The sequence below is a fragment of the Christiangramia qingdaonensis genome (genome assembly GCF_048381525.1).
In the GTDB taxonomy this organism is placed as follows: Bacteria; Bacteroidota; Bacteroidia; order Flavobacteriales; family Flavobacteriaceae; genus Christiangramia.
In genome coordinates this window covers 473931-492043 of record NZ_JBLWIM010000015.1, presented here as the reverse complement: position 1 = coordinate 492043, position 18113 = coordinate 473931, and the positions used below count along the sequence as shown (strand labels likewise).

Sequence of the window (18113 nt, the reverse complement as noted above, 5' to 3'; positions counted from 1 at the left end):
AAGAACGGAAAAAGACTGGATCCTATTTCAGTAAAAATCATGGAATAATGGAAGCACAAATTCCAGAATTTTGGCGGACAGAGGTTTTTCATCCTCTGTCCGTTCATTTTCCAATAGTTTTACTATTACTTGCAACACTTTTTAAGATCATGAGTCTATGGTCTGGAAGAGAAACCTGGCATTTTGGTGGCCGACTTTTACTAATCCTGGGGGTTATAGGTATCTGGATTTCTATTTATACCGGTGATCTGGCAGATGGGATCGTTTCCCGTAAATTATGTGATCCAACCATTTTGAAAGATCATGAGAACTTTGCCTATACCACTGCCTGGTTATTTAGTATTGGGCTATTATTGGAGATAGTATTTTATTACTTCGAAAACTTCAGGAATAAACTGACTAATCTTGTGGTCGTCCTGCTTTTAGTCGCGGGTGCTGTTTGCCTGGCCTATGTAGGTCATTTAGGTGCAAGCCTGGTTTACCAGCAAGCCGCAGGCGTGAATATACCTTCTGAAAATTGTGCCGAATTTAATTAAAAATGGATTTAAAAGAACACTGGGAAAAGATTTATAATACCAGGCAGTTTGAAGAAACCAGCTGGTACCAGCCAAAGCCGGAACACAGCCTTGAGATCATCAGGTCTCTTGGTCTTTCTCCTGAAGCGAATATCATTGATATTGGTGGAGGAAATAGCTTTCTCGCAGATCATCTACTGGAACTGGGATATAAGAATATTCATGTTTTGGATATTTCAGCAAAAGCACTGCAGGATTCGCAAAACAGGTTGGGAGAGAAGGCTGAAAAAATCAACTGGATAGAGTCTGATATAACTAATTTTAAGCCAGATACATCCTTCGAACTTTGGCATGATCGTGCGGCCCTGCACTTTCTTACCGAGGATAAGCCGGTTGAGGATTACTTAACAGTATTAAAGAATTCTTTAAAGAAAGGCGCATATTGTCTACTATCAGTTTTTTCTGAAAACGGACCCGATAAATGTAGTGGAATCACCATCAGGAAATATGCAACTTCAGATCTGGAGGAATTATTAGAATCAGATTTTGAGACGGTGAGGCTCGAGAATCGGGATCATACAACTCCGTGGGGAACAAAACAGAATTTTTCTACAGGGCTCTTCAGAAGAAAATAAAGAGCGAAGCCAGCCACATTTTCATAGAAAACTTTAAATTTAGAATGTTCCTTCAATTTTAAAGGCTACTCTATGACTTCACAAGAACTATCAGATCTACTAAAAATTCAGCAAAAGGCATTTACAAAGTCCCCTCCGGAATACGAACAGAGAATGGAGGCCTTGGCTAGTCTTTCAGAAATGGTAGAAAAAAACCAGGAACGATTGATAGAAGCCGTTTCTCAGGATTTTGGACATCGTAGCTCCGAAGAAACGACCATCCTCGAACTTTTCCCTTTACATGATGAGATCAAACATGCCAGACGCCATCTCAAAAACTGGATGAAAAGAAAATCGGTTCGCAGTTCATGGTTTTTATTACCATCTACGGCTTACTATCAATTCCAGCCACTTGGTTCTGTGGGCATAATGGGCGCCTGGAATTACCAGATCCTGTTAACACTTAGTCCTTTGGTGGACGCCATAGCTGCGGGAAATCATGCGATCATCAAACCTTCGGAAATTGCTCCGGCATCGGCAGAAGTGATCAAAGATTTGATCAACAAGACATTTGACTCTTCTTATATTCACTGTGTTACTGGCGATGCAGAGCTTGCCAAAGATTTTTCTTCACTCCCATTTGATCATCTATTCTTTACCGGTTCCACCCGCGTGGGAAAATTGATCATGGCAGCAGCTGCACCTAATCTTACACCGGTCACTCTGGAACTTGGTGGTAAATCTCCAGCGATCATTCACGAATCATACGATCTGGAACTGGCAGCAAAGAGGATCCTGGCTGGTAAACTTTTTAATGCGGGGCAAACCTGTGTCGCACCAGATTACCTGGTCATGCCTGCAGATTTAAACGATAAGCTTATAGAATACAGCAAACAGGTAGTAGAAAAGTTTTATCCAGATGTCGCGAATAACAAACAGTATTCCTATATCATTAGCGACAAACATTTTAAACGTTTGACCTCTTTACTGGAAGACGCTAAACAAAAAGGTGCAGAAATTATAGAATTATGCGAAACCAATGAGTTGCCTGAAGGAATGATGACTCCAAAATTGGTCTTTGACGTTAGCAGTGATATGGACATCATGCAGGAAGAGATCTTTGGTCCGCTATTGCCCGTTTTAAACCTTGATTCCATGGAGCAGGCAATCGAGTATGTAAACGCGAATGCGAAACCTCTGGCGCTTTATTATTTTGATGATAACCAGGATCGTATAGATCATCTTTTAAAATTTACGCTTTCAGGGGGAGTGACCATTAATGATACTATTTATCATCTGGCACAACACAGACTACCTTTTGGCGGAGTGGGAGCAAGCGGAATGGGCCACTATCATGGTTTTGACGGATTTAAAACCTTCTCGAAAAAGCGGGCGGTCATGCAGCAGAAGAAGTTCGCTGCAACAGATATTCTGCATCCACCTTATACCGAGATTAAAAAGAAATTAATAGGTGTAATGGGAGATATTAGCAAAGTTTAAAGTTTTTATGGAAGGAAAATTAGAAAAGAAAATAGTTGAGGTAAACGGATTCCCGCACATTCCCTTTTATTCTGAAGAGTTTACCGAGGCCGAAATGCTGTTAAGAGCCAGGAAGTTTTATTCAGAACTTTCTGAGCGTAGATCTGTCAGGCATTTTTCAGATCGACCGGTAGCGAAAGAAGTTATTGAGCAATTGATTCTTTCTGCTGGAACGGCTCCTTCAGGTGCACATAAGCAGCCCTGGAAATTTTGCGCAATCTCTTCCGAAGAAATCAAACGGAAAATTAGAATCGCTGCAGAAGAGGAAGAGCAGGCAAATTATAGTAGCAGAATGAGCGAACAATGGCTGAAGGATCTGGCGCCACTTGGAACCGATACCAATAAGGAGTTTCTGGAGATCGCCCCATGGATCATAGTAGTTTTTAAGGAAGCCTATGAAATTGGAACAGAGGAAGAGAAACTAACAAATTACTATGTAAATGAGTCGGTTGGGATTGCTTGCGGAATGCTAATTTCTGCTATTCATAATGCCGGACTTGTCACTTTGACGCACACTCCGAGTCCTATGAACTTTCTCTTAAACATTCTCAAGCGACCAAAGAATGAAAGACCTTTTTTATTATTGCCGGTAGGTTATGCTGCGAAAAATGCGCTGGTACCGGATATTGAGCGAAAAACGCTATCACAGATCACAGAGTTTTACGAATAAAAAAACGCCGCATCTGTAGGGTGATACGGCGTTCGATTTTAAAAACCTGTAAAATCTAACCGCTTGCAATGTAGAAGAAATCTCAAGTACCGAATGTAACATTTGTTACAATACCTAAACTAATCGATTTAATGCCAGTTATATACATACAGCGTGATTCAGAGTGGGCAAATAAAATGAGAAGTTTTGAGCTATATCTTAATGGACGAAAGATTGGTGATATAGGCGATCATGAAATAAGGAAGTATGCGGTTCCACCTGGTGTATATAGTCTGGAAGCGAAAATAGACTGGTGTGGGAGTCAGCCGCTTGCTTTAACATTAGGGAAGGATGATACTATTCATGTTCAGGTTTCAGGATTTGTGATGTCAAAATACTTTATGCCCTCTGCGATCCTTATCGCTTTGCTATATTTTTTTCTGTATTTAAAATATGATTATAACAGCCTCGTTCTTGGAGTAATCTTAATGGTATTACTGGGTTATTTAATATTCTTCCTCAGCTTTGGAAGGAACTATTACTTAAGACTGGAACTAAAATAAAAAACCCCGGTCGATGCCGGGGTTTGAAGTTTATTCTGGAGTTTCACATCTACTATCGATGAGGTTCCTCTCTTTTAGCTCCTGCCAGAAACCTGATGGGATCTTAGCATCAAAAGCTTTCATGTTTTCTTCTACCTGCTCCGGCTTACTGGCACCTGCCAGCACCGTATTTACTACTTTAGGTGCGTAGGAGAATTGTATGGAAGCCTTACTTAGATCCACGTCATATTTCTGTGCAACCTCTTTCATTCCGTTTAACTGCTTTACTTTATCATCTGGCATTTCTCCACCATAATTATAGCGCTTCTGTCCTGATAAAAGCCCAGCACTAAATGGTGCAGCAGCAATAAGTCCCACATCGTGTTTTTCGATCACAGGAAATAATTCATCCAGCGATTTTTTATGATCGATCATGGAATATTGTATCGCAGAAAGGAACAAATCAGGATCTGCATCTGTCTCTTCCAGGGTTTTTACAATAGGTTCTATGGTATTAACTCCTAGACCCCAGCCTTTAATAATTCCTTCTTCACGCATTTTAGTAAGTTCCGGCATCGCACCAGTTCTTGCTACTTCAAAATGATCCAGCCAGGTAGTTCCATCTTTATACTCATCGTTATGATCCGGCGATAGATCGTGAATAAATACATAGTCTATACTTTCTACTCCCAGTCTTTGTAAACTATCCTCTACAGATCTTCTTACGGCTTCTGCAGAATAGTCATATTCATAATCGAAAGGAGCAGGCTCGTTCCACATTGTTTCCGGCTTATTTCCATTAGCCTTTAGTAATCTACCTGCTTTGGTCGTTAGGATATAATCCTCACGTTTTTTGTTATGCAGAAAATGTCCAAATCTTCTTTCACTTAATCCCAACCCATACCAGGGAGAGGTGTCGTAATAACGTACACCTGCATTCCATGCACCTTCAAGGGTTTGTTCTGCTTCTTTATCGCTAAGTACATTGAAACCGTTTCCAATGGCTACACCACCTAGTCCAAACTTCTGTTTTAAAACTTCTCTACTCATAATTCATTTTTTTAGCTGTATAAAATTAGGGAAAACCTATAGCCTTAAAGGTATGTTTAACGCACTCTAACATACAAGGTTTTCGTACGTTAAGGTTCTCAAAAAACAACTGTAACCAATGTTACTTCCTAACCCATAAGATATTTCTATTTTTGTAAAGCAATGAAAGTGGAGAAATATCTTGAGATCATTCAAAATTCTTTTTCCGGGTATGCAAATTACCTTTGGAACGAGATCACCAGTCCTACCTGGACCAGTTATTTTTACTGGCTTATAGGTTTGTCCCTGTTGGTTTGGACGTTAGAGGTATTGATTCCATGGAGAAAAGAGCAGAAACCAATACGTAAGGGATTCTGGCTGGATTCTTTTTACATCGTATTTAATTTTTTCCTGTTTTCTCTAATTGGGTACAATGCGCTGAGTAATGTGGCCGTCGAGATCTTCAATGATTTTCTGGGACTTTTCGGGATCAGTAATATTGTTGCATTTCAAATAGATCAGTTACCAGCCTGGATGCAATTACTAATTATGTTCGTGATCGCCGATTTTATTCAGTGGAACGTGCACAGGCAATTACATCGCAGAACATGGTTATGGGAGTTTCATAAGGTACATCATAGTGTAAAGCAAATGGGCTTTGCAGCCCAGTTCCGGTTTCATTTTATGGAAACCATCATATATAAAACAGTTCAATATATTCCGCTGGCCATGATTGGTTTTGGGATACAGGAGTTTTTTGTGGTACATATGTTCGCGGTACTGGTAGGTCATTTAAATCATGCGAACCTAGGTTGGAGCTACGGGCCGCTGGGATACATTTTTAATAATCCAAAAATGCATATCTGGCATCATAGCAAAGAATTGCCAAAGGACAGACCCTTCGGAATGAACTTCGGATTAAGTCTTAGTCTCTGGGATTACATTTTTGGTACCGCCTATATTCCGAAGAATGGAAAACAAATAGAATTAGGATTTCACGGGGATGAAAATTTTCCGGAGACTTTTAAAAATCAGACCCTTTATCCCTTCAGAAGAAAATAAAATTTAAGAACAATAAATAAAGATCATATTATGGATATAAAGCAATTTAAAGACGAACCACTGGCACACTACTCTTACGCAATTGTGAGTGAAGGAAAAATGGCACTGGTAGATCCATCCAGAAACCCGATGCAGTATTATTCTTATGCTGAATCCAAAAATGCTAAGATCGTAGCAATTTTTGAAACACATCCACATGCCGATTTTATTAGCGGACATATGCAAATTCACCAGGAAACGGGAGCGACTATATATACCAGTGAGATGGTAGGAGCAGATTATCCCCACCAGGGATTTGATGATGGCGACAGTTTTGAAATGGGAAAGATCACCTTTAGTGCGATTAATACACCAGGGCACTCCCCAGATAGTATTACGGTAGTGGCAAAAGATGATAAAGACACTGCACTTTTTACCGGGGATACTTTGTTCATTGGAAATGTAGGTAGACCAGATCTTCGGGAAAAGGCTGGAAATATGACTGCTAAACGTAAGGAACTTGCTAGTGATATGTATCATACGATCAAGAATAAATTCACAGATCTTCCAGATGATGCGTTGGTGTATCCTGCTCACGGTGCTGGTTCTCTCTGCGGAAAGAACATGAGCGATGATTCTTCAAGTACGCTTGGAAATGAAAGACAGGGCAACTGGGCATTTAAAGAACAGACAGAAGAAGAATTTATTGAAGAAATACTGAAGGATCAGCCCTTTATTCCTAGTTATTTTGGTTTCGATGTAGATGTGAACAAAACCGGACCTGAGAATGTACAACGTACCAAATGGGCTAATGAAGTACGTCTTTATGTAACTGAGAAAGAAGATGAAGATATGCTGGTAGTAGATACCAGGGACGAAGAAACCTTTAAGAACGGTCATCTTTCTAACAGTATCAATATTATGTGCCGTTCAGAAAAAGATAAGTTCGAAACCTGGTTAGGTGCGATCGTAAAACCGGAAGAAGCATTTTATCTGGTTATAGAATCTGTAGACCAACTTGAAGAAGTACTGGAAAGAGCTGCAAAGATTGGTTATGAAAAACAGATCAAAGGAGTTTATACGCTTGGAGAAGATCTTCCTGTAGAAAGCAGGGAATTTGATCTCGAAGATTTTAAACACAACCAGAACAACTACACGATCGTGGATATTAGAAATACCAGTGAAGTGAATGAAGGTAAGTTCTTTGAAGATGCCATCGCGGTTCCATTGAACGAACTTCGTGATGAGGTAACAGAGATCCCATCTCACAAACCAGTAGTAGTTCACTGCGCCGGAGGTTATAGATCTGCCGCAGGAAGCAGCATTCTTGAAAATATCTTTGAAGCCACCAGGGTGTATGACCTTAGTGACGATATCAAGGAATTTAAGTAATAGTAACTAAATTCAAAATTAGAGCCCGGGAAATTCCCGGGCTTTTTTTATGGAAAGCTGTGATATTTTTAATGATCGGCTTCAAATCGAGAAACCTTTAGATAGAAGTTTAAGAATTTTGACCTTTTTTTGATATTTCAGCAATAGAAATTGCTTTGTAATTTTTCTATATTTACGCTCCTACGGTTAAAATCAATACATAAACGTATTTATGGATAAAAAATACAAGGTTAAAGTAAATGAAGATTTTGAGTTCGAGTTCAGCCAGGAAGAGATCGCTGCACTGGATACCCAACAAACTTCAGAAGCACATTATCATATCTTAAAAGATAATCGTTCCTTTTCCGCAGAAGTCTTTAAACCAGATTTCCTTCACAGAAAATATAACATTAAGATCAACTCCAATATCTATTCGGTTAGGATCAATAACGATCTGGACCAGTTGATAGAGGAGATGGGGCTTTCTTTAGGTAGCTCTCAGCAAGTAAACGATATTAAAGCACCTATGCCGGGACTTATTCTGGAAGTAAATGTAAAAGAAGGTGATGAGGTCAAAGAAGGTGATTACCTGCTGGTTCTTGAAGCGATGAAGATGGAAAATACTCTGACGGCACCCAGAGATGGCGTGGTGAAATCTGTTAGCGTAAGCAAGGCAGATACTGTAGAAAAGAATCAGTTATTGATCGAAATGGAATAATGATAATATTCAAAATTTCAGGATTAGAAATATGAAGAAAATATTAGTAGCAAATAGAGGCGAGATCGCGCTTCGAGTAATGAAAACTGTAAAACGTATGGGTATAGATACGGTTGCAGTTTATTCTGAAGCAGATAGAAACGCACCTCATGTTCGGTTTGCAGATGAAGCGGTTTGCATTGGACCTGCGGCATCCAGCGAATCTTACCTTAAAGGAGATAAGATCATTGAAGTTGCCAAACAACTTGGCGTTGACGGGATTCACCCAGGTTACGGTTTCCTTAGTGAGAATGCAGGTTTTGCAGAAGCAGTGGAAGACAATGGTATCACCTGGATTGGTCCTGGTAGTAAGGCGATCAAGGTAATGGGAAGTAAGCTTGCCGCGAAAGATGCGGTAAAAGCTTACGACATTCCCATGGTTCCAGGTATAGACGAAGCAATCACCGATACTGAAAAAGCAAAGGCAATTGGAAGAGACATTGGCTTTCCAATTCTTATCAAAGCCTCTGCTGGTGGCGGTGGTAAAGGAATGCGTGTTGTAGAGAAAGAAGAAAATCTGGAAGACCAGATGAAGAGAGCGATTAGCGAAGCTGAATCTGCATTTGGTGATGGTTCGGTTTTTATCGAGAAATACGTTTCTTCTCCAAGACATATTGAGATACAGGTATTATCAGATACTCACGGAAATTATTTACATCTGTTCGAAAGAGAATGTAGTGTACAGCGTAGACACCAGAAGGTTGTGGAAGAAGCACCTTCTGTGGTTCTTGATGATGAGTTGCGTACAAAAATGGGTGAGGCTGCAGTAAAAGTGGCGAAGGCCTGTGATTATGTGGGTGCTGGAACTGTAGAATTCTTGTTCGATGAGAACAGGAATTTTTATTTCCTGGAAATGAACACGAGATTACAGGTAGAACATCCGGTGACCGAATATATAACCGGGGTGGATCTCGTTGAACAGCAGATCAGGATCGCTCGTGGTGAAGCAATTGCTTTTAGCCAGGATGACTTGAAGATCAAAGGACACGCCATGGAACTTAGGGTTTATGCTGAAGATCCTCTGGAAGATTTTATGCCAAGTACGGGAACCCTTGAGAAATACCAGATTCCGCAAGGTGAAGGAATCAGAATGGACAATGGTTTTGAAGAAGGAATGGAAGTGCCGATCTATTACGATCCTATGCTTGCAAAACTGGTTACCTACGGTAAAACCCGGGAAGAAGCGATAGAGGTAATGATCAAAGCGATCGATAATTATATCGTGGAAGGTGTTTCGACGACACTTGCTTTCGGAAAATTCGTTTTCCAGCATGATGCTTTTAGAAGTGGTGATTTTGACACCCATTTCGTTAAGAAATATTATTCTCCGGAAGCGCTGAAAGAGGAAACAGAACAGGAAGCCAGACTGGCAGCATTACTGGCGCTGAAACAATATTTAAATGACAAGGAACAGCTAAGGCTGCCTTCAAACTAATTCTATATAATTCAGAATCATACGAATGAGTCAGAATCTAGAAAAATTAAAAGAAAAAATTGCTGAAGCCCACATGGGTGGAGGTGAACAAAGAATAGCCAAGCAACACGAAAAGAAGAAACTTACCGCGAGAGAACGGGTAGATTATCTTCTGGATGAAAATTCCTTTGAGGAAATCGGTATCCTGGTGACCCACCGTACGACCGACTTCGGAATGGAAAAGCAGAAATTCTATGGTGATGGGGTTGTAACAGGTTACGGAACAATTCATGGAAGGCTTGTGTATGTATTTGCTCAGGATTTCACGGTTTTTGGGGGTTCACTTTCAGAAACTCATGCCGAGAAGATCTGTAAGATCATGGACATGGCTGTAAAGGTTGGAGCACCGCTTATTGGATTAAACGATTCCGGGGGAGCAAGGATCCAGGAAGGGGTAAAATCTCTTGGTGGCTATGCAGATATCTTTCACAGAAATGTAAAAGCATCGGGCGTAGTTCCTCAAATTTCAGCTATTATGGGACCTTGTGCCGGTGGTGCTGTATACTCGCCCGCGATGACCGACTTCACCCTGATGGTAGAGGATACTTCCTACATGTTCGTTACCGGTCCAAACGTTGTGAAAACGGTAACTAATGAAGAGGTGACTTCCGAAGAACTTGGAGGAGCCAGCACGCATTCTACAAAATCCGGGGTTACGCATGTGACTGCTGCAAACGATATTATCTGTCTTGAAAACATCAAGCAATTGATAAGTTATATGCCGCAGAATAATAAAACTGCACCGGAAAAGCTGGAATTTAAATTAGGTGATGAACACAGGGAAATACTGGAAAGTATTGTTCCTGATAGTTCCAATAAGCCTTATGACATGCATGAAGTAATTCATGGTATCATAGACACAGATTCTTTTTTCGAAATTCATAAAGATTACGCCGAGAATATTATTGTTGGTTTTTCAAGAATTGGAGGACGAAGTGTGGGGATTATTGCAAACCAGCCTATGAGTCTTGCGGGAGTTCTGGATGTGGACGCTTCCAAAAAAGCAGCTAGATTCACTAGGTTCTGTGATTGCTTTAATATTCCGCTATTGGTACTGGTTGATGTACCAGGTTTCCTTCCGGGAACAGATCAGGAATGGAACGGGATTATCCTACATGGTGCAAAATTATTATATGCACTTAGTGAGGCGACCGTGCCAAAAGTAACGGTGATCACCAGGAAAGCTTATGGAGGCGCTTACGACGTAATGAATTCCAAGCATCTTGGTGCCGATCTTAACTTTGCGTGGCCAACTGCGGAAATTGCAGTAATGGGAGCAAAAGGAGCTTCAGAAATTATATTTAGAAAAGAGATTTCACAGGCAGAGGATCCGGAAAAGAAACTGGCAGAAAAGGAAGCTGAATATGCTGAAAAATTTGCCACACCTTTTGAAGCTGCACAACGTGGCTTTATCGATGAGGTGATCATGCCAAAAGATACCAGAAGAAAGTTGATACGTGCATTTAGTGCACTTGAAAACAAAGCGGTTCTAAGACCGGATAGAAAACATGGTAATATTCCATTGTAGGAATGTCAAATTACTTATAAATGCTGAATGAAAATTCAGCATTTATTTTTTTACTGAAAATTGAAGATTATGAAATTCAATAAGATCGTTTTAGTGGACTATACGAAGATGAACGATGAGTCCATTAGTAAACTGAAGGAATATTCTGAAGACCAGGTAGAGGTGTATGATGATTATCCGGAAGATGAGCAAACTATTATAGAAAGGATTGGTGATGCAGAAGCAATAATCGTGTCCTGGCATACCCAGATCACTGAAAGCATTATAGAATCCTGTTCGAGCTTAAAATATATAGGAATGGCTTGTAGTCTTTATGATGATGAAGCGGCCAATGTGGCGGTAAAGTTCGCCCGGGATCGCAGGATCGAAGTACGCGGGATTCGCGATTATGGAGATCCCGGAGTAGCTGAATTTATAATTTCTGAATTTATTCAGTTACTAAATGGCTATTCTGGTAAACAATGGAAAGACATGCCCAGGGAGCTCACCGATCTGAAAATTGGAATTGTGGGTCTGGGGACTACCGGAAAGCTGCTGGCAGATTGCTTAAAGCCGTTTGGAGCAGACCTTTATTATCATAGTAATTCCAGGAAAGAGGATTATGAGGAGAAAGGTTTGACTTATCTTGAATTACCGGAATTAGCAGAAACATGTGATGTTCTAAGCTTCCATTTACCAAAAAATACTCAGGTAATGACTTCGGAATATTTTCAGAAGTTTGGAAATTCTAAAGTTATTATCAATACCAGCCTGGGTCTTCCTTTTGATCATAACAGCTTTAGCAATTGGATAGAGCAGGAGTCCAATTTTGGGATTTTCGATGGGGATGGAGGGAAAGAGCTTTCCGAAGAAATAAAGAAACGAGAGAATGTGATCGCCCACGATAAAAGTGCAGGCTGGTCTTCACAAACTCTTGTAAGGCTTTCTGAAAAAACACTACAAAACCTGGCAGACTTTTGGGGAGATAAATAGTGTAACCATTGTTACTTAAATATCGGTGCACTTCTCGCATCTTTGCAATCAATAAAAAACAATTATGGATCTAATTTTTCAGGGCTGGCCCTGGTATGTGGCTGGACCGCTTATCGCACTCATTATGTTCCTCCTCATCTTTATGGGGAAGCAGTTTGGAATGTCTTCAAACCTTCGAACTTTATGTACTATGTGTGGAGCAGATAAATCTGCCGGCTTTTTTGATTTTAACTGGAGAGCTCAAAAGTGGAATCTTGTAGTGATTGTTGGAGCTGCCATTGGTGGTTTTATTGCGATGAACTTTCTAACCGTAGATCCTGCTGTGACCATTAATCCAGATACGGTCGCGAACCTTAATGAACTGGGTTTTGCCAGGGCAGGTGAAGCATATCTTCCAGATGAATTATATGGCATTGATGCTCTTACAGACTGGAAAGCGCTTAGCATCCTGATCATTGGAGGATTTTTGATAGGATTTGGTGCAAGATGGGCTGGCGGATGTACTTCTGGACATGCGATCTCAGGACTTAGTAATTTACAGTTGCCTTCGTTGATCGCGGTAGTTGGATTTTTTATAGGTGGATTATTTATGATCCATGTTTTGTTCCCTTTAATTTTTTAAGAGATGAGAGTAGTAGGATATTTAGTGATAGGAATCATGTTTGGTATCGTGATGTTTAAATCTGAAGCAGCTTCCTGGTTCAGGATCTACGAGATGTTCAGGTTCGAGTCATTCCATATGTATGGTATCATAGGTTCTGCTTTAGTTATAGGCGTACTTGGAACTTTACTGATCAAGAAAAAAGGAATGAAGGATGTTCAGGGTGAACCAATCACTTTTCAGCCAAAGGAAAAAAGCTTTAGTAGATATATGTATGGCGGAATTATTTTTGGATTGGGATGGGCGCTTGCTGGAGCCTGCCCGGGACCAATTTACACGCTCATTGGTGCAGGTTATGTAGCTGTGATCGTAGTTTTCCTGGCAGCAATGCTTGGAACTTTTGTTTACGGACTTTTACGCGATAAACTTCCGCATTAGTCATTAGAGTATAACATTAATAAGCTTGCTGAAATTTTAAATCTCAGCAAGCTTTTTTAATTAAATCTGAACTTTGGAAATAAGCTCTGGCTAATTCACTTTCTCAGCCTTCATATACAATTCCAGAGCCCTTATTTTATCTATCATTTCTTTACCTTTTTCAGCAACAGCTTTCCACTTTTCAGAATTATGGATCTTATCATAGGTAGCTGAATCTGGCCAGACACCTTCCATAAAATAGCTGTAATCATTATTCTCTGCGATTTTGTACAAATGATAACCGGCTTCCGGGTATCCTTCTTAACTAATCGCATGATTCATTTCCTTAAGGAAATCACTTACTTGTTTTTCGCTAACATCATCCGGAAGCTTGAATAAGTGCAGACTTTTTTTACCAGCTGCTTTGGTATTGTTCTTTAGTTCTATCTGAATTACTTCAAACGAGTTATCACCAATGTTCATGGGTTTGTGTTTCGTCTTGTCCACCCATAAAACATCTCCGCTATTTCCCTGCATTTTAAGCGTCTTTCCGTCTCCGGTTTTCATACTTGCAGTATGCTTTGTAAGAAACACGGCTACTCCTTCAGGATGTGTATGCATTTTTGAAGATTCCCCGGCATTGTAGTTAATTCGAAGGACTCTAACCTGATCATTCTCCAGTTCTACCTTATAATGTTCAGGATCAATCTTTATCGCATCCTGTGCGTTTACTGCGATTACTGAAAACAGGAAGAGTAAGGTGAAAACCGGGATTCCTGGATATTTATAAGATCTTATATTCATTGTATTGATTGATATTAATGATTTATATAAACAAATGTCAGCAGCTTGTGCTGAAGCATTACCTTGAAACTTTTACAGTTCTTTCCTGTAAATTGCTACTCGATGGAATCCTGCATACTTCGGGATTCTTCCAGCATTCTAAGAGCGTCGTTCATTCCGGCATTATTGAAATAGAGATATTCCTTTACAATCTTACCATCCTCAAATCTGGCGGTTATATGCACCGGGATTACGATCATTGAATCGTTTTCTGCGATCGTACCTTCCCATTCTCCCCAGAAATTAACCCAGGTTTCACCGGCATCTGTCACTACCATTTCAAATTCATTTTCAGAATCCACGAAATCATAGGAAGAAAGTGCCGAATTATTTTGCTTATGCATAGCTATCGCGGCAGATACATCCATTGGTTCCCGACTATTATAAAATAGTTCAACGCTGTCTGCGAAATGAGATTGATATTCCTCCCATTCCCCATTTTCATAATTCTTTAAAACAGATTTAAAAGTATTGATCTGTTCTGAATCCTGCGTATACCGGATCTTTTCTTCCTCCTTATTATTCTTATCACAGGAAATAAATAGAAAGATGCATGAGAATAACATTAATAGATTTTTCATATTCTTAATTTTCAGACTGGTATGAGATCTCAGGCTTTACATGTCCTGTGACAACTTCACGTTTAGAGAAAACTTTCTCAATTTCAGAAGATAGTTTTTCACCTTCTTCACCAAGTAACTCTCCATTCTCTTTTCTCAATTTTTCTACGGAAGCAGCATCTTTCCCGGATATTGCTACCATAAAATAGGAATCCATAGTTCCGAAGCCACTTCTATATAGTCGGTAGTAAGCTTTTGAACCTTTATCTTCGTAAAGTTTCTTGGCAGCTTTGGCCATCTCCACAGCTTTATCCATTTTTCCTGGAGGAATATGATAAAATATAAGTTCTCTGTAGTTCATGCCTTCCATATTTTGATCCATACCTTCCGGCATATAGGAATGCTCTTTATCAAGGTTTAGAATGTAGTCTCCGTGTTTGGTAAAAGTTTCAGCAAAAGGTTCAAATAGCTTTTCAAAGGCTTCTTCACCCATTTTTTCCTGCAGGTCCTTGAATGGATTCTTATCCAGTTCAGCGAAATTGTCAATTTCCGTGAGGTACATTACGCGATTATCATCTGCCTGAAATGCCAGCCATTCCATTCCCTCCATATTATGCTCTTTCGCAGCTTTCAGCAAGGCTTTGTCGGCTTCAATATGCTTGTCCATCATACCGTCTTTAACGCGATCTTCGTGAACAACATACATTTGATAATTATCACTTTGCGCGGTCAATAAACTTGTAGAACATAGCGCAAGAGTCAGAAGAATCGAAAAGGATCGTAGTAATTTCATTTGGTCTGGTTTTTTATGGTTAATAACCTTGAATTTAGCAAGTAATCCATTGTATATGAGTAGGTTTTGGACGTAACCAGGCTAAAAATGTCCGGGCGTAGCTAAAAAGTTTCCGAAGAGAAAAAATTTGAAGATAAGGAGGGTGAGGCTACAACGCTATATGACCTGTAAATGTTGAAATAGCTCTAGTCTCATGTTTTTACTTAGAGGAAGTGTATGAGAAGCGAGTACGACATGATTGCTTCCAATTTCATCGATATGAGTAAGATTGGCAATATAGGATCTATGAATCCTTAGAAATCGTTTATCAGTAATTTTGTCGTTGACCTCCTTCAGGGAACAAACCAGAAGGAATTTCTTGTTCCTGGAATATACCTTGCAATAATTACGGTCTGCTTCGATGTAGTGAATATCATCAAGCGAAATTCTTACCATGGTATCCTGGCAGCGAACAAAAATGCGGTCTTTCAGAATAAGTTGACAGTCTGTTTTCGCCGGCTTTTTTCTTAATCGGTCAATCGATTCTGAAATCTCCTCTTTGAATAATTGTTTCTGATCTTTCAGTTTATTGAAAATTAACTTCTGAAGAGACTTTGTTTTGCTTCCGTTGAAATATAAGACTGAATGATCTCCTTTTGACTTATTGGATTCAAACCCATTCAGCTGACCTTTAAGATGATCTTCCATCAAAATAAGATCTGGAGCATCCTGTTCTATAAAATTAAGTGCATCTTTTGCTCTAGAGAATATACCTGTGATTTGATAGCCCAGCTTATTAAGCCGTAAAGATAACTTTGCAGCCATGGGAATGTTGTTTTCAACAATAATGATCTTCGCTTGCCTGGTCATTCATCAAAAGTATACCATAAATATACTGAAACTATTGATAACCAGAGGTATATGAGATATTTTATCTTATTCTGGAACTTCCGGGAGAAGTAGGATAGAAGGAGGGAAGTGTGATCTTATATTTTACAACAACAAGTCTTATGCTAATTACTGTAAGCGCTGTCGCGAGGTAAATAAAATCCGCATTCATTCCCAGGTCATATAGTGTTACATAAGCAAGTGCTCCAATGAGGCAGGCGGTTGCGTAGATCTCTTTTCTAAAGATCACCGGGATCTCATTACAAAGAATATCACGAATGACACCACCAAAAGTTCCGGTCATAGCACCAAGGGCTACAGATATTATGGGGTCGAGGTCGTTTTGTATTCCGGTTTCAACACCGGTAATGGTAAAAACACCCAGTCCTATAGTATCAAACAGGAAAAGTGATTTCTTCAAATAATCCAGCTTATTTCTAAAGACAATCGCCAGTATCGTTACAATACCAATGAGGTATATGTACATAATGTTTTCCATCCAGGTAACTGGTGTATCACCAATGAGAATATCCCGCACAGTTCCACCGCCAATCGCTGTAACGAAGGCAATAATAAAGATTCCGAAGAGATCAAGTCTACGGTTCATGGCAGATAAAGCACCGGAAATCGCGAATGCGATGGTACCAAGGATATCCAGGATGCTAAACAAACTTATTTCCATACTTGGCAAAGGTAGTTTTATCTTTTAAATTTGCCTGATTGTGTGATAGTTTCGTGCTTATTTTAGCTTCTGAATTTAATAAGGATAACTTAATAGCTAATTTTGTAAGTTTTAGTACAAACTACCTACTTTTATAACATAGAAAACCAAAAGACATGAGTGATACTATTGAAAGAATAAAATGCCTGATCATAGGTTCAGGTCCTGCGGGTTATACAGCAGCGATCTATGCCGCAAGGGCAGATATGAAACCAGTTATGTATACCGGGATGGAACCAGGCGGACAGTTAACTACCACTACGGAAGTTGATAATTTTCCAGGTTATCCTGAAGGTATCGATGGTCCAAAAATGATGATGGATCTGCAACAGCAGGCTGAGCGTTTTGGAACGAAGGTGAGAATTGGAATGATCACTGAAGTTGATTTTTCAAAAGAAGTAGGAGGGATCCACAGAGCTCTTGTAGACAACAAGACCTGGATCGAGGCTGAAAGTGTGATCATATCTACCGGGGCAACTGCCAAGTATTTAGGTTTGCCTAGCGAACAAAAATTAAGAGGTGGAGGAGTATCTGCTTGTGCAGTATGTGACGGGTTCTTCTATAAAGGCCAGGATGTAGCCATCGTAGGTGGAGGTGATACCGCTGCGGAAGAAGCTACTTACTTATCGAATATCTGTAATAAAGTGACCATGCTGGTTCGTAAGGACTATATGAAAGCTTCTAAAGCAATGCAGCACCGTGTGGAAACTACCAAGAACATTGATCTTCGTTACAATACAGAAGTTGATGAGATTCTTGGAGAGCAGGTAGTAGAAGGACTTAGAATGGTGAATAATCAAACTGGAGAGAAGGAAGAAATTGACATTACTGGATTCTTTGTTGCTATTGGACATAAACCAAATACCGATATTTTTAAAGGTTGGTTAGATATGGATGAAACTGGTTACGTGATTACCGAGAGTAAGACCACCAGAACTAATATCCCAGGTGTTTTCGCTTCCGGTGATGTTCAGGATAAGGTTTACAGACAGGCGATCACCGCAGCTGGAACAGGTTGTATGGCAGCACTGGATGCCGAAAGATATCTTGCTGAGATCGAAACAGAAGAAGATATTCAAAAGCCACAAACTAGACCTGAAACAGTTTAACTCAGGTAGTTTATAAAAGAAAAAAGTCCCGCAATTGCGGGACTTTTTTTTGATACTAACTTAAGATATTAATTGTCGGTCTTCACCTTTACTTCTCCATCGTCCACCTTGATCTTGGTTTCTGAACCATCGGCTCTGTCAACTTTCTTCTTATACTCGCCATCATCCTTT

The 18113-nt window shown here is 39.9% G+C and carries 21 protein-coding genes; 14 read left to right on the top strand and 7 right to left on the bottom strand.

Features of this window, described 5'->3' with window-relative positions; all coding sequences use genetic code 11:
• From ACNI3T_RS13635 to ACNI3T_RS13615, 5 genes are all read left to right on the top strand, one after another.
• Positions 1-536, top strand: a 536-nt coding sequence (locus ACNI3T_RS13635) for a DUF2231 domain-containing protein (protein ID WP_418228267.1), incomplete at its 5' end; no start/stop codon positions are given.
• Between the two features lie 2 nt (positions 537-538).
• The gene (locus ACNI3T_RS13630; RefSeq protein WP_418228266.1) at positions 539-1150 is read left to right on the top strand and encodes a class I SAM-dependent methyltransferase; all 612 of its coding nucleotides are present in this window, start codon (positions 539-541) and stop codon (positions 1148-1150) included.
• Between the two features lie 72 nt (positions 1151-1222).
• A complete protein-coding gene (locus tag ACNI3T_RS13625; RefSeq protein WP_418228265.1) occupies positions 1223-2629 on the top strand; it encodes a coniferyl aldehyde dehydrogenase in 1407 nt (468 codons plus the stop codon).
• 7 nt (positions 2630-2636) lie between these two features.
• Positions 2637-3338 (top strand): nitroreductase family protein, encoded by a 702-nt coding sequence (locus ACNI3T_RS13620; RefSeq protein ID WP_418228264.1) that lies wholly within the window; start codon positions 2637-2639, stop codon positions 3336-3338.
• Positions 3339-3469: 131 nt separating this feature from the next.
• Positions 3470-3880, top strand: a complete 411-nt coding sequence (locus ACNI3T_RS13615; RefSeq protein WP_418228263.1) for a hypothetical protein — start codon at positions 3470-3472, stop codon at positions 3878-3880.
• Between the two features lie 30 nt (positions 3881-3910).
• Here the strand turns inward: ACNI3T_RS13615 and ACNI3T_RS13610 are convergent, their stop codons facing one another.
• Positions 3911-4909, bottom strand: coding sequence for an aldo/keto reductase (locus ACNI3T_RS13610; protein WP_418228261.1), 999 nt, complete (start codon positions 4907-4909; stop codon positions 3911-3913).
• Between the two features lie 168 nt (positions 4910-5077).
• On the opposite strand from ACNI3T_RS13610, the gene ACNI3T_RS13605 reads away from it, so the two are divergent.
• From ACNI3T_RS13605 to ACNI3T_RS13570, 8 genes are all read left to right on the top strand, one after another.
• A complete protein-coding gene (locus tag ACNI3T_RS13605; protein WP_418228311.1) occupies positions 5078-5950 on the top strand; it encodes a sterol desaturase family protein in 873 nt (290 codons plus the stop codon).
• Between the two features lie 30 nt (positions 5951-5980).
• Positions 5981-7321: an MBL fold metallo-hydrolase gene (locus tag ACNI3T_RS13600; RefSeq protein WP_418228260.1), complete on the top strand. Its 1341-nt coding sequence runs from the start codon at positions 5981-5983 to the stop codon at positions 7319-7321.
• 211 nt (positions 7322-7532) lie between these two features.
• A complete protein-coding gene (locus tag ACNI3T_RS13595; RefSeq protein ID WP_418228259.1) occupies positions 7533-8018 on the top strand; it encodes an acyl-CoA carboxylase biotin carboxyl carrier protein subunit in 486 nt (161 codons plus the stop codon).
• A gap of 31 nt (positions 8019-8049) precedes the next feature.
• Positions 8050-9492 carry an acetyl-CoA carboxylase biotin carboxylase subunit gene (gene accC / locus ACNI3T_RS13590; RefSeq protein WP_141877993.1) on the top strand — a complete coding sequence of 481 codons (1443 nt, stop codon included), beginning with the start codon at positions 8050-8052 and terminating at the stop codon, positions 9490-9492.
• Positions 9493-9517: 25 nt separating this feature from the next.
• Entirely contained in the window at positions 9518-11059 is a 1542-nt protein-coding gene (locus ACNI3T_RS13585) for an acyl-CoA carboxylase subunit beta (protein ID WP_418228258.1), read from the top strand.
• Positions 11060-11128: 69 nt separating this feature from the next.
• Entirely contained in the window at positions 11129-12031 is a 903-nt protein-coding gene (locus tag ACNI3T_RS13580) for an NAD(P)-dependent oxidoreductase (RefSeq protein WP_418228257.1), read from the top strand.
• Positions 12032-12095: 64 nt separating this feature from the next.
• A complete protein-coding gene (locus ACNI3T_RS13575) occupies positions 12096-12653 on the top strand; it encodes a YeeE/YedE family protein (protein WP_418228256.1) in 558 nt (185 codons plus the stop codon).
• 3 nt (positions 12654-12656) lie between these two features.
• Complete coding sequence (locus ACNI3T_RS13570; protein WP_418228255.1) at positions 12657-13070, top strand: DUF6691 family protein; 414 nt, start codon at positions 12657-12659, stop codon at positions 13068-13070.
• A gap of 90 nt (positions 13071-13160) precedes the next feature.
• Here ACNI3T_RS13570 and ACNI3T_RS13565 read toward each other — a convergent pair whose 3' ends face one another.
• The 6 genes from ACNI3T_RS13565 to ACNI3T_RS13540 all read right to left on the bottom strand — a co-directional run bounded on the left by ACNI3T_RS13565 (position 13161) and on the right by ACNI3T_RS13540 (position 16794).
• Positions 13161-13343 carry a hypothetical protein gene (locus ACNI3T_RS13565; RefSeq protein ID WP_418228254.1) on the bottom strand — a complete coding sequence of 61 codons (183 nt, stop codon included), beginning with the start codon at positions 13341-13343 and terminating at the stop codon, positions 13161-13163.
• A 27-nt stretch (positions 13344-13370) separates the two neighbouring features.
• Complete coding sequence (locus ACNI3T_RS13560) at positions 13371-13853, bottom strand: cupin domain-containing protein (protein WP_418228253.1); 483 nt, start codon at positions 13851-13853, stop codon at positions 13371-13373.
• A 95-nt stretch (positions 13854-13948) separates the two neighbouring features.
• A complete protein-coding gene (locus ACNI3T_RS13555) occupies positions 13949-14473 on the bottom strand; it encodes a nuclear transport factor 2-like protein (RefSeq protein ID WP_418228252.1) in 525 nt (174 codons plus the stop codon).
• Between the two features lie 4 nt (positions 14474-14477).
• A complete protein-coding gene (locus tag ACNI3T_RS13550) occupies positions 14478-15245 on the bottom strand; it encodes a hypothetical protein (protein WP_418228251.1) in 768 nt (255 codons plus the stop codon).
• A 156-nt stretch (positions 15246-15401) separates the two neighbouring features.
• Complete coding sequence (locus tag ACNI3T_RS13545) at positions 15402-16094, bottom strand: LytR/AlgR family response regulator transcription factor (protein ID WP_418228250.1); 693 nt, start codon at positions 16092-16094, stop codon at positions 15402-15404.
• 61 nt (positions 16095-16155) lie between these two features.
• Positions 16156-16794, bottom strand: a complete 639-nt coding sequence (locus ACNI3T_RS13540; RefSeq protein ID WP_322300540.1) for a trimeric intracellular cation channel family protein — start codon at positions 16792-16794, stop codon at positions 16156-16158.
• A 155-nt stretch (positions 16795-16949) separates the two neighbouring features.
• Between ACNI3T_RS13540 and trxB the strand changes: the two genes are divergently transcribed.
• A complete protein-coding gene (gene trxB / locus ACNI3T_RS13535; protein ID WP_295181966.1) occupies positions 16950-17942 on the top strand; it encodes a thioredoxin-disulfide reductase in 993 nt (330 codons plus the stop codon).
• The last annotated feature ends 171 nt before the right edge of the window (positions 17943-18113 follow it).